10 protein-coding genes are annotated in these 11,643 nt (G+C 70.4%); 3 read left to right on the forward strand and 7 right to left on the reverse strand.

Annotated features, from left to right (window positions below; all coding sequences use genetic code 11):
• The first annotated feature begins 2 nt into the window (after positions 1–2).
• Positions 3–1,358 (forward strand): FAD-binding protein, encoded by a 1,356-nt coding sequence (locus ACZ63I_RS31960; RefSeq protein ID WP_469342793.1) that lies wholly within the window; start codon positions 3–5, stop codon positions 1,356–1,358.
• A gap of 17 nt (positions 1,359–1,375) precedes the next feature.
• On the opposite strand, the gene ACZ63I_RS31965 is transcribed toward ACZ63I_RS31960, so the two are convergent.
• Positions 1,376–1,810, reverse strand: coding sequence for a hypothetical protein (locus ACZ63I_RS31965; RefSeq protein WP_469342794.1), 435 nt, complete (start codon positions 1,808–1,810; stop codon positions 1,376–1,378).
• 8 nt (positions 1,811–1,818) lie between these two features.
• Positions 1,819–3,597 carry an arginine--tRNA ligase gene (gene argS, locus ACZ63I_RS31970; RefSeq protein WP_469342796.1) on the reverse strand — a complete coding sequence of 593 codons (1,779 nt, stop codon included), beginning with the start codon at positions 3,595–3,597 and terminating at the stop codon, positions 1,819–1,821.
• Positions 3,598–3,756: 159 nt separating this feature from the next.
• Between argS and lysS the strand changes: the two genes are divergently transcribed.
• Positions 3,757–5,502 (forward strand): lysine--tRNA ligase, encoded by a 1,746-nt coding sequence (lysS, locus tag ACZ63I_RS31975; protein ID WP_469342797.1) that lies wholly within the window; start codon positions 3,757–3,759, stop codon positions 5,500–5,502.
• A 30-nt stretch (positions 5,503–5,532) separates the two neighbouring features.
• On the opposite strand, the gene ACZ63I_RS31980 is transcribed toward lysS, so the two are convergent.
• The 3 genes from ACZ63I_RS31980 to ACZ63I_RS31990 all read right to left on the reverse strand — a co-directional run bounded on the left by ACZ63I_RS31980 (position 5,533) and on the right by ACZ63I_RS31990 (position 9,012).
• Positions 5,533–6,921 carry a DUF2637 domain-containing protein gene (locus ACZ63I_RS31980; RefSeq protein ID WP_469342798.1) on the reverse strand — a complete coding sequence of 463 codons (1,389 nt, stop codon included), beginning with the start codon at positions 6,919–6,921 and terminating at the stop codon, positions 5,533–5,535.
• 162 nt (positions 6,922–7,083) lie between these two features.
• Positions 7,084–7,956: a DUF3558 domain-containing protein gene (locus ACZ63I_RS31985; protein WP_469342799.1), complete on the reverse strand. Its 873-nt coding sequence runs from the start codon at positions 7,954–7,956 to the stop codon at positions 7,084–7,086.
• 123 nt (positions 7,957–8,079) lie between these two features.
• The gene (locus tag ACZ63I_RS31990; protein ID WP_469342800.1) at positions 8,080–9,012 is read right to left on the reverse strand and encodes a DUF3558 domain-containing protein; all 933 of its coding nucleotides are present in this window, start codon (positions 9,010–9,012) and stop codon (positions 8,080–8,082) included.
• A gap of 189 nt (positions 9,013–9,201) precedes the next feature.
• Here ACZ63I_RS31990 and ACZ63I_RS31995 point away from each other — a divergent pair, with 189 nt between their 5' ends.
• Positions 9,202–10,410 (forward strand): RtcB family protein, encoded by a 1,209-nt coding sequence (locus ACZ63I_RS31995; RefSeq protein WP_469342801.1) that lies wholly within the window; start codon positions 9,202–9,204, stop codon positions 10,408–10,410.
• A 19-nt stretch (positions 10,411–10,429) separates the two neighbouring features.
• On the opposite strand, the gene ACZ63I_RS32000 is transcribed toward ACZ63I_RS31995, so the two are convergent.
• A complete protein-coding gene (locus ACZ63I_RS32000; RefSeq protein WP_469342803.1) occupies positions 10,430–11,203 on the reverse strand; it encodes an SDR family NAD(P)-dependent oxidoreductase in 774 nt (257 codons plus the stop codon).
• Between the two features lie 78 nt (positions 11,204–11,281).
• Positions 11,282–11,632, reverse strand: a complete 351-nt coding sequence (locus ACZ63I_RS32005) for a YnfA family protein (RefSeq protein ID WP_469342804.1) — start codon at positions 11,630–11,632, stop codon at positions 11,282–11,284.
• Between the last annotated feature and the right edge of the window lie 11 nt (positions 11,633–11,643).

The following is an 11,643-nucleotide window of genomic DNA, read 5'->3' on the forward strand; positions in this document are numbered from 1 at the left end:
GCGTGAACGACTTCTCGGGCCCGGTGTTCGGGCCGGACGACCCCGCGTACGACACCGAGCGCGCGGGACTGAACCTCGCGGCCGAGCACCGGCCCGCCTTCGTGGTGGGCGCGGCCTGCGCGGACGATGCGGTTGCCGCCGTACAGGGGGCGGCGGCAACCGGTCGGGCGGTCGGGGTGCTGGCGACCGGGCACGGTCCTGCGGTGGCGGCGGGGGAGGACGGCGTGCTGATCGCCACGCGCCGGATGGACCAGGTGCGGGTCGACCCGGCGCGCCGCACGGCGGTGATCGCCGCCGGGGCCCGATGGCGGCACGTGCTCGCGGCGACGACCCCGTACGGTCTCGCCCCGCTCAACGGATCGAGCCCGAGCGTCGGCGCCGTCGGCTACACGCTCGGCGGCGGCGCGGGTCTGCTGGGACGGCGGTACGGGTACGCGGCGGACCATGTGCGCAGGCTCGAAGTCGTCACCGCGGAGGGCGAGTTGCGGCAGGTGACCGCCGACAGCGATCCCGAACTGTTCTGGGCGCTGCGCGGCGGCAAGGACAACTTCGGTGTGGTCACGGAGATGGAGATCGACCTGTTCCCCGTCGGCCGGCTGTACGGCGGCGGCCTGTACTTCCCCGGCGAAGCGACCGCCGACGTCCTGCACGCGTACGCGCGGTGGACGCGCACGGTGCCGGAGGAGATGGCGTCCTCCGTACTGCTGCTCCGCTACCCGGACATGGACCTGCCGGGGCAACTGGCTCCGCTGCGGGGCCACTTCGTGACGCACGTACGGATCGCGTACTCGGCGGACACCCCGACCCGCACGGCGGACGGCGAACGCCTGATCCGCCCCCTGCGGGCGCTGGGCCCCCGACTGCTCGACACGGTGCGGGACATGCCGTACGCGGACGTCGGAACGATCCACCACGAACCGGTGGACGCGTCCTACGTCAGCTACGACCGCAACCTCCTGCTCCACCACCCGGACGAGACCGGCATCGACACGCTCCTGTCCCTCACAGGCCCGGCGTCGCAGGCCCCCTTCGTAACGGAACTACGCCACTTCGGCGGTGCGTACACCTGCCCGCCGGCGGTCCCCAACGCGGTGGGCGGCCGCGACGCGGCCTTCTCCCTCTTCACGGGAACGGCAGAAGACCCCGCCGCCCTGGCCGCCCGGCAAACCCTGCACCACCAACTGACCCCGTGGTCGACGGGTGCCGCGAACCTCAACTTCCTGGGCGTGCAGGACACGACCCCCGACGGCGTCCGCACCGCGTACACCGAGGAGGACTTCACCCGCCTGCGCCGGACAAAGGCAACCTGGGACCCGAACAACACCTTCCGCCTGAACCACAACATCCCCCCGGCCTGACGCGCGACCGGACAACCTCACCCCTCCGGACCCGCCACCGTCCGGATGTGGTGCCTGAGTTCGTCGGCGATCCGGTCGACGCCGCCCTCCGCCGGAACCCGCCAGTCGGTCTCGATGCCGCGCTCCACGGCGACTTCCGTGCTGAATCGGATCGGCGCGGGGGAGGGCAGGTACGTGTCACGCAGCCAGTGGACGAACTCCGCCGCCTGGGCGGCCGTGTTGTCCGCGAGCAGGATGCAGTCGCGCCCGTACACGGTCGCCGAGCCGTCGTACTCAGCCCCGTCATCCGTCGCCACCCAGAACGACAGGCGTTCTTCCTCCCGGATCCTGGAGCGGGCCTGCGGGAACGCGCGGTGCAGTGCCTCGCCCAGGTCCGGTAGGTCCAGGTGCCAGGCGTGCGGGTCCGAGGCCGGGGCGTACAGCAGGAACGCTGTCGGGGCGTCCGGGTCCATGTCGTGCGTTACAGGCGCTCGGGGGCGCGGATGCCCAGGAGGGTGAGGCCCTGCTTCAGGGTGCGGGCTGTCAGGTCGCAGAGGAACAGGCGGTTTTCCACCTGGGCCGGGGTTTCTGCCTTCAGGACCGGGCACTGTTCGAAGAACGTCGCGTAGTGCGAGGCCAGTTGGTAGAGGTACGCCGTCAGTTTGTGCGGTTCGTACGCGGTGGCGACCTCGGTGAGGGTGGCCGCGAAGGCGTCCAGGTGGAGGCCCAGGGCGCGTTCTGCCGGGGCCAGGGTCAGTTCCGGGTGGGGGGTGGGGGTGGTGGTGCCCGCCTTGCGGAGGATGGAGCGGTTTCGCGCGTACGCGTACTGGAGGTAGACCGACGTGTCGCCCGTCAGCGAGACCATCTGGTCCAGGTCGAACTTGTAGTCCCGGACGGCCGACGTCGACAGGTCCGCGTACTTGACCGCGCCGATGCCCACGTACTGGCCGTTCTCGACGATCTCCCGCTCGTCCAGGCCCGCCCGCTCGGCCTTCTCGCGGACGACTGCCGTCGCCCGCTCCACGGCCTCGTCCAGCAGGTCCTCCAGCCGGACCGTCTCGCCCTCACGGGTCTTGAACGGCTTGCCGTCCTTGCCGAGGACCGTGCCGAACGCGAGCTGGACCGCCTTGACGTCGTCGTTCAGCCAGCCCGCCCTGCGGGCCGTCTCGAAGACCATCTTGAAGTGCAGCGACTGCCGCACGTCCACCACGTAGAGGAGCGTCGAGGCGCCGATGCCCTGGACCCGGTCCCGGATCGCCGACAGGTCCGTCGCCGCGTAGCCGTACCCGCCGTTGGACTTCTTGACGATCAGCGGGACCTTGTTGCCGTCCGGGCCCTTCACGTCGTCGAAGAAGACGCAGAGCGCGCCCTCGGACCGCACCGCGACACCCGACTCCTCCAGGAGCCGGCACGTCTCGTCCAGCATGTCGTTGTACGCGGACTCGCCGACGATGTCGGGGTCGCTGATCTCCATGTCCAGCTTCTTGAAGACCGAGTAGAAGTAGATCTTCGACTCGTCGACGAACTGCTGCCACAGCGCCCTGGTCTCCGGGTCCCCCGACTGCAGGGCCACCACCCGGTCCCGCGCACGGTCCTTGAACGCCTCGTCCGAGTCGAAGACCGCCCGCGACGCCTTGTAGATGCGGTTCAGCGCGGACATCGCGGCTTCGCCGTCGACCTCGTCGCCCTCGTGGTCCAGCTCGTGCGGATGCTCGATCAGGTACTGGATGAGCATCCCGTACTGGGTGCCCCAGTCGCCGATGTGATGCCGCCGGATCACCTTCTCGCCGGTGAACTCCAGGATCTCGACCATCGCCGCGCCGATCACCGCCGACCGCAGATGCCCGACGTGCATCTCCTTCGCCACATTCGGCTGGGCGTAGTCGATGACGGTCGTGCCGGGGTGCTCCGCGTACGGCACGCCCAGCCGGTCGTCGGCCGCGCGGGCGGCCAGCGTCTCGATGATCGCCCGGTCCGCGACCGTGATGTTGAGGAAGCCCGGCCCTGAGACCTCGACCTCCTTGATCAAGCTGGACGGGGAGGTGTCGGGGGAGGTCAGATCCGTTACGACCTTTGTCGCCAGCTCCCTCGGGTTCCCCTTCAGCTTCTTCGCCAGCGCCAGGATGCCGTTGGCCTGGAAATCCGCCCGGTCGCTGCGTCGCAGCAGGACATCCGCGGAACCGGCCTCCGGCAGGGCAGCCGAGAGGGCGTCCGCGATGCGCTGATCGACGGTCGAGGCGAGGGAGGGGACCGAGGCCATGGGCCGGCTTCCATTCCTGTTGAGGGGCGGGGGAATCGTCGGGAAATCGTCTCCCCAGTATCCCATGGGGCATCAACCCGTTTTCGCTCTGTCGGTGGTACCTGGGAGAATGGCCTTCGCCCGTTGCCGAGGCGGCCGAGGCGTACGAGAAAGAAGGACGTGCCGATCGTGGCTCAGAGCACCGAGACCGACTGGGTCTCCCGTTTCGCGGACGATGTCATCGCCGAGTCGGAGCGACGTGCGCCTGGCAAACCGGTCGTCGTCGCCTCCGGAATCTCCCCCTCGGGCCCGGTCCACCTGGGCAACCTCCGCGAGGTCATGACCCCGCACCTCGTCGCGGACGAGATCCGCAGGCGCGGTCACGAGGTCCGGCATCTGATCTCCTGGGACGACTACGACCGCTACCGCAAGGTCCCGGCCGGCGTCGCGGGGGTCGACGAGTCCTGGGCCGAGCACATCGGCAAGCCGCTGACCTCGGTCCCGGCCCCGGCCGGCTCCCCGTACCCGAACTGGGCCGAGCACTTCAAGGCCGCCCTGACCGAGTCCCTGGCCGAGCTGGGTGTCACGTACGACGGCATCAGCCAGACCGCGCAGTACACCGCCGGGGTCTACCGCGAGCAGGTGCTGCACGCGATGCGCCATCGCGGCGACATCGACGCGATCCTCGACCGGTACCGCACCAAGGACAAGCCCAAGCAGGGCGGTCAGGGCAAGCAGCAGCAGAAGAAGCCCGAGGAGGCCGAGCTGGAGGCCGCTGAAGGCTCCGGCGCCGCCGCCGAGGACGACGGCAGCGGCGGCTCCGCCGGCTACTTCCCGTACAAGCCCTACTGCGGGGACTGCGGCAAGGACCTCACCACCGTCACGTCGTACGACGACGAGACGACGGAGCTGACCTACACCTGCGCGGCCTGCGGCTTCGGCGAGACGGTGCTGCTGAGCGAGTTCAACCGCGGCAAGCTGGTCTGGAAGGTCGACTGGCCGATGCGCTGGGCGTACGAGGGCGTGATCTTCGAGCCGTCCGGTGTCGACCACTCCTCGCCCGGCTCCTCGTTCGTCGTCGGCGGCCAGATCGTCCGGGAGATCTTCGACGGCGTGCAGCCGATCGGCCCGATGTACGCCTTCGTCGGGATCTCCGGTATGGCCAAGATGTCGTCCAGCAAGGGCGGTGTGCCCACCCCGGCCGACGCCCTGAAGATCATGGAGGCGCCGCTGCTGCGCTGGCTGTACGCGCGCCGCAGGCCCAACCAGTCCTTCAAGATCGCCTTCGACCAGGAGATCCAGCGGCTGTACGACGAGTGGGACGCCCTGGAGCGCAAGGTCGCCGACGGGTCCGTCCTCCCGGCCGACGCCGCCGCGTACGCCCGCGCCGCGTCCACGGCCGACGGCGAGCTGCCCCGCACGCCGCACCCGCTGCCCTACCGGACGCTCGCATCCGTCGTGGACGTCACGGCGGGGGCCGAGGAGCAGACGCTGCGCATCCTCAGCGAGCTGGACCCCGCGCACCCGCTGGCCTCGCTGGACGAGGCGCGCCCCCGGCTGGACCGCGCGGAGAACTGGATCACGAGCCAGGTGCCCGCCGAGGCCCGGACGATCGTCAGGTCCGAGCCCGACAAGGAGCTGCTCGGCTCGCTGGACGAGCAGGCGCGCGAGGCGCTGCGGCTGCTGCTGGCGGGTCTGGACAGCCACTGGTCGCTGGACGGTCTGACGACGCTCGTCTACGGCGTACCGAAGACGCTCGCGGGCCTGGAGCCCGATGCCAAGCCGACGGCCGAGCTGAAGACCGCGCAGCGGTCGTTCTTCGCGCTGCTCTACCGGCTGCTGGTCGGCAGGGACACCGGGCCCCGGCTGCCCACGCTGCTGCTGGCGGTGGGCGCCGACCGGGTGCGCAAGCTGCTCGGCGCCTGAGGGTTCTTCATGAGTCCGGGTGCGTCGCGGTTACGCGATGTACTCGGACTCGTCGGCGCCTGCGGCGAACTGCGCCTGGTAGCGGTCGCGGTACGCCTTCAGCGGGCCCCTGAGCGTGCTCTCGCTGAGCGGGCCTCCGCTGCGTCCCTTGAAGCCGTAGAGCTCCAGCAAGTACTTGCCGTACTGGCGGGCGTTGGGGAACTCGCCGTGCTCGCTCACGTACTTGTTGAAGGCGGTGTAGTACGCCTCGTCCTTCGACAGGTCGTCGGGCAAGGCCGGGGTGGGCAGTTCGTCGGCTTCCTGCTGCTCCGGTACGGCAGGCTGCTCGTACTGCTCCTCCGACCGCTGGCCCGGCACCCGCAGCGGGCGGCGGCCGTTGCCCTCGGGGCCCTGCGGCTGAGGGATCATCACCGGGGTCGGTTCCAGGCCCTCGACGTACGTCGGGTTGTACGCGCCCTCGTACGCCCCCTCAGGGACCTGCGGCGCCGCGAACCAGGGGCTGCCCTGGTTCCCCTGGGCCGTCAACTCCTGCTCCTGGGGCCACTCTTGTTCCCGGGACCACTCCTGCTCCTGGGCCCAGTCCTGCTGCGGCTGCTGCGGTTGCGGTTGCTGCGGAAGCTGTTGTTGAGTCTGTTGCTGCGGGAGTTGCTGCTGCTGGACCGGCATCTGCGCCTGCCCCTGCGGCAGTTCCGCCACCGCCGGGGCCGCCGGGGCCGCCGGCAGCAGCATCGGGTCGATGCCGGCCGCCGCGAGGCCCGACGGCGCCGTGTCGGCCAGCGGCACCCCGTACTTCGCCAGCCGCAGCGGCATCAGCGACTCGATGGGCGCCTTGCGGCGCCAGTTGCGGCCGAAGCGCGCCTGGAGGCGGGACTGGTAGATGAGCCGGTCCTGTTCGAGCTTGATGACCTGCTCGTACGACCGCAGCTCCCACAGCTTCATCCGGCGCCACAGCTTGAACGTCGGTATGGGCGACAGCACCCAGCGGGTGAGCCGCACGCCCTCCATGTGCTTGTCGGCCGTGATGTCCGCGATCCTGCCGACCGCGTGGCGCGCGGCCTCGACGGCGACGATGAACAGCAGCGGGATCACGGCGTGCATGCCGACGCCCAGCGGGTCCGGCCAGGCGGCGGCGCCGTTGAAGGCGATCGTGGCCGCCGTCAGGACCCAGGCCGCCTGGCGCAGCAGCGGGAACGGGATCCGGATCCAGGTGAGGAGGAGGTCCAGCGACAGCAGGACGCAGATACCCGCGTCGATGCCTATGGGGAAGAAGTACGAGAAGTTCCCGAAGCCTTTTTCCACGGCGAGTTCGCGCACCGCCGCGTACGAACCCGCGAAACCGATCCCGGCGATGATCACCGCACCGGTGATCACCACGCCGATGAGTATGCGGTGCGTGCGTGTGAGCTGCATCGCGGCCACCCGCGATCCCCTCCTCGTACTCGAATCAGGGCTCGACTGCCCGACATCTCGCGGGCACAGCCTGGCACATGTGTGCGGTCGCCGCTTCGCTGGGCGGTGGGCCCGGCCGTACGGGACGGGCCGGGCCCAGTCGAAAGAACCGGAAAAGAGCCGGTCCGGCGGTTACGCGTCGCCGGTGGACGATTTCGGCTTCGGGGAGGGGGACGAGGAAGGCTTCGCGGGCTTCTCCGACGTCGACTTGCCGGGTTCGGGCGAATGCCCAGACCCCGAACCGGAGCCCGAACCGGAGCCCGAACCGGAGTCGGAGTCAGAGCCCGAACCGGACGCGGGGGCGCTCCCCGAGACCGCGGCGACCGCCTCCTTGGCCGCCTTCGCCGCGTCCTTCGACACGTCCGCCACGCTCGGCGACTTCGCGCCCGCGTACCCCGCGCCGTTGTACGTCAGGGTGACCACGACGTTCTCCGTACGGGCCACGACCGTCGCGTACGAGAAGTCCTCGCCGGTCTTCTTCAGGGTGTACGTGACCGTGGACGCCTGGTCGCCGATACCGGCCGCCGGCGCCGTCTTCACGCCCTTGGCGCCGACGGTCCCCTGCGCGTCCGCGATCTCCTCCGCGTAGAACTTGCCCGCGCGCGACGCACCGCTGCCGACCGTCACGTCGGAGTCGTAGCGCATGAGCGAGACGTCCAGCCAGCGGTACTGCGAGCCCTTGACGCCGTTGTCGTCCAGGCCGTTCCACGAGCAGGCGCCGCGAGTGGCGACATCCGTCGACTTGCCCTGCGTACCGGTCTTGGACTTGGCCTTCGGTACGAGCGAGCCGATCGTCTTCGCGCCGACGGTCTTGCACGCGTCGGGCAGCGTCGTGAACTTGGCGGGGGCGACCGACGGGGCCGGCTGGGAGGAAGAAGAGGTCTTGGTCGATCCGTCCGCGTCGCTCTTGTCGTCCGACCCGGACGAGCAGCCGGCGACGACGAGCATCACCGGAACGGCTGCGCAGGCGAGAATGCGGGGGAGTCGCGAAGCTGATCGGCGCATGGTTCCTTCAGTCATTGGTCGTACGGTCCGATCGGCCACGGTAACCGCCCCGGCACGTCCGCGTGCCGGGGAACCGGACTCCGCCGCTCGCGGGCGGCGGACCCGTGCGGGGGCCACGGACCGCTATTCGTTGAACTGCCCGGCGAGCGTTTTGGCCAGTCCCCGCGCCTTTTCCTGCAGTTCTTTGCTGTCGGGGACCTCGCCGATCCGGCCGGGCTGCTCGGTGTAGCCGATCGTCACGATCACGTTGGATGTGCGGAAGACCACGCTCACCTTGCGGGACTGGACGGTCGAACCGCTGCCGCCCAGGACATCGTTCAGGAACGCCACGTCACCGAGACCGTCCAACTGGCGCGGTTCGAGAGCGTCGCTCTCCTCCGACCCGCCGGGCGGGGTGGACGGGGACGGCGAGTCCGGCGCGGAAGCGGAGGCCGATCCGGAGCCCGGCCCGGGGGCTGATGCGGAGGCCGAGCCTGCGACGGCACCCGGGGCCGACCCCGTCAGCGCCGTGCTGCCGCCCGCCGGGCCACCCGTGCTGCCGCCCGTCGCGCCGCCCGCGGGGGGCGTCGTCGAGGCGCTCGCGCCCGGCGCCGGAGAGGTGGTGGGCGACGGCAGATGGGCCGAGTCCTGCTTCTTCGCGTAGATCTCCTGCGCCTGGTCCGCGTCGCTCACCGTCGGGTCGTACGACACCACGCGCTCGACGTCGACCGAGAGCTGGTACGACTCGTCGGGGGAGTCGGACTTCCAGGAGCAGCCGACCCTGCGGTCCGTGTCGTACGTCACGGCCGGGGTGCCCTGGTACGCCTTCTCCTGCTGGTCCTTGGGCAGCGTCGCGATACCGGGCAGCAGCGTCTTCAGCGTCGAGCGCGGCACGGAGCCGCACGGCTCGCGCAGCGTGCGGTACTTGCCGGGCGCCGCCGCCGAGATGGTCGGGCCGCCCGCCTTGGCGTCGGTGGCGGTGCCGTCGGTCCCGTCGCCGGACGTACAGCCGGCGGCGAGTGCCACGAGCAGCACCGCCGCGCCGGGTACGTACGCCTTTCGCGCCTTTCGCTGCACGGTCCCGGGCTCCCTTGCGTGCGGGGGTTCCGCGCGGGGCTCCGCGCGAAAACGGCTTGCCGTCGTACGACAGCCGATGGACACAATGTCTATCGCACGCGATGCCGTCGACGCTGGTCGGCTGTCCCTTTGCGCAGCCATCGTGCCGGTTTTTGCGTTTCAAGAATTTTCGGGGGAATCGAGGAAATCATGTCGTACGTGGAGCTGCCCGGAGCGAAGGTTCCGATCCGTATGTGGGCCGACCCGGCGTCGGTCGAGGACGTCGCGATGCGGCAGTTGGAGAATGTCGCCACGCTGCCCTGGATCAAGGGCCTGGCCGTGATGCCGGACGTCCACTACGGCAAGGGGGCGACGGTCGGTTCCGTCATCGCCATGCACGGCGCGGTCTGCCCCGCAGCGGTGGGCGTCGACATCGGCTGCGGGATGTCCGCGGTCCGTACGTCACTGACGGCGAACGACCTGCCGGGCGACCTGTCCCGGCTCCGCTCCAAGATCGAGCAGGCCATTCCGGTGGGCCGGGGCATGCACGCGGATCCGGTGGATCCCGGCCGGCTGTACGGGCTGCCGGGGGTGGCGGCGGGCTGGGACGGCTTCTGGGACCGGTTCGACGACGTCGCGGACTCGGTCAAGTTCCGTCAGGAGCGGGCCACGAAGCAGATGGGGACGCTGGGCTCGGGGAACCACTTCTGGGAGCTGTGCGTCGACTCGGGCGACCCCGACGGCGCTGTGTGGATCATGCTGCACTCCGGTTCGCGGAACATCGGCAAGGAGCTGGCCGACCACCACATCGGCACGGCGCAGTCCCTGCCGCACAACCAGGGCCTGGTCGACCGCGATCTCGCCGTGTTCGTCGCCGACACCCCGCAGATGGCGGCGTACCGCAACGACCTGTTCTGGGCGCAGGAGTACGCGAAGCACAACCGCGCGATCATGATGGCGCTCTCCCAGGAAGTGATCCGGCGGGAGTTCCGGAAGGCGAAGGTCACCTTCGACGACGTGATCTCCTGCCACCACAACTACGTCAGCGAGGAGCGCTACGACGGGATGGACCTGCTGGTCACCCGCAAGGGCGCCATCCGCGCCGGCTCGGGCGAGTACGGGATCATCCCGGGCTCGATGGGCACGGGCTCGTACATCGTGAAGGGCCTGGGGAACGCGGCGGCGTTCAACTCGGCCTCGCACGGCGCGGGCCGCCGGATGAGCCGGAACGCGGCGAAGCGGCGCTTCTCGACGCGGGACCTGGAGGACCAGACGCGCGGGGTGGAGTGCCGGAAGGACTCGGGTGTGGTGGACGAGATACCGGCCGCCTACAAGCCGATCGAGCAGGTCATCGAGCAGCAGCGCGACCTGGTCGAGGTCGTCGCGAAGCTCAAGCAGGTCGTGTGCGTGAAGGGCTGAGCCGCGTGCCGGGCGCGCTTCAGAGTTCCCGGTGGACCTTGGAGTTGGACGCCTGGGCGCGCGGCCTGACCACCAGCAGGTCGATGTTGACGTGGCTGGGACGGGTCACCGCCCAGGTGACCGTGTCGGCCACGTCGTCGGACGTGAGGGGCTCGGCCACCCCCGCGTAGACCTTCGCCGCCTTCTCCGTGTCGCCGTGGAAGCGGGTGACGGCGAAGCCCTCGGTCCTGACCATGCCGGGGGCGATCTCGATCACCCGCACCGGGGTGCCGACGATCTCAAGCCGCAGCGTCTCGGCGAGGACGTGCGCGCCGTGCTTGGCCGCTACGTAACCGGCGCCGCCCTCGTACGTCGCGAGGCCGGCGGTGGAGGAGATGACGACGACCGTGCCGTCCCCGCTCGCGGTGAGCGCGGGGAGCAGGGCCTGGGTGACGTTGAGCGTGCCGATGACGTTCGTCTCGTACATCTGGCGCCATTCGGCCGGGCTGCCACTGGCCACCGGATCGGCGCCGAGCGCGCCGCCCGCGTTGTTCACGAGCACGTCCACGGACGGGAAGTCGCCGAGGTCGGCGGCGAACGCGTCGACGGCGGCGCGGTCCGTGACGTCGAGTGCGTACGCGGTGGCCTGCCCGCCGCCGTCGGTGATCTCGGCGGCCAGCGCCTCGATACGGTCCTTGCGGCGCGCGGTGACGACGACGTGGTATCCGGCGGTGGCGAGTTGGCGGGCCGTGGCGGCGCCGATACCGCTGCTCGCTCCGGTGACGACGGCGATGCGGGGACCGGCGGCGGTCATGGCGTGCTCCTCGCGCATGGGGGTGATGTGCTGGCTGCGGCTGTGCCGACCAGGATAAACGGGGAGGGCGGCGGGAGTTCAGTGCCCTCGGGGGGCGAACATGATCAGCCCCATGCCGAGCAGGCAGACCACGGCACCACTGATGTCCCAGCGGTCCGGCCGGTAGCCGTCGGCGACCACGCCCCAGAGGATCGAGCCGGCCACGAAGACCCCGCCGTAGGCGGCGAGGATCCGGCCGAACTGGCCGTCCGGCTGGAGGGTGGCGACAAAGCCGTACGCGCCGAGGGCGATGACCCCGGCGCCGATCCAGACCCAGCCGCGGCCGCCGCTGTTGCCGTCACCGCGCACGCCCTGCCAGACGAGCCAGGCGCCGCCGATCTCGAAGAGGGCGGCGACGACGAACAAGGCGGCGGACCGGAGGACGTACATGGGGACAGCGT

This window comes from Streptomyces sp. NPDC087906, from assembly GCF_055584925.1.

What these genes read in the sequence shown, in the direction of transcription:
- ACZ63I_RS31965 (WP_469342794.1), bottom strand. Translation starts at nt 1,810, where the DNA reads ATGGACCCGGACGCCCCGACAGCGTTCCTGCTGTACGCCCCGGCCTCG.
- argS (WP_469342796.1), bottom strand. Translation starts at nt 3,597, where the DNA reads ATGGCCTCGGTCCCCTCCCTCGCCTCGACCGTCGATCAGCGCATCGCG.
- ACZ63I_RS32000 (WP_469342803.1), bottom strand. Translation starts at nt 11,203, where the DNA reads ATGACCGCCGCCGGTCCCCGCATCGCCGTCGTCACCGGAGCGAGCAGC.
- ACZ63I_RS31995 (WP_469342801.1), top strand. Translation starts at nt 9,202, where the DNA reads ATGTCGTACGTGGAGCTGCCCGGAGCGAAGGTTCCGATCCGTATGTGG.
- ACZ63I_RS32005 (WP_469342804.1), bottom strand. Translation starts at nt 11,632, where the DNA reads ATGTACGTCCTCCGGTCCGCCGCCTTGTTCGTCGTCGCCGCCCTCTTC.
- ACZ63I_RS31985 (WP_469342799.1), bottom strand. Translation starts at nt 7,956, where the DNA reads ATGCGCCGATCAGCTTCGCGACTCCCCCGCATTCTCGCCTGCGCAGCC.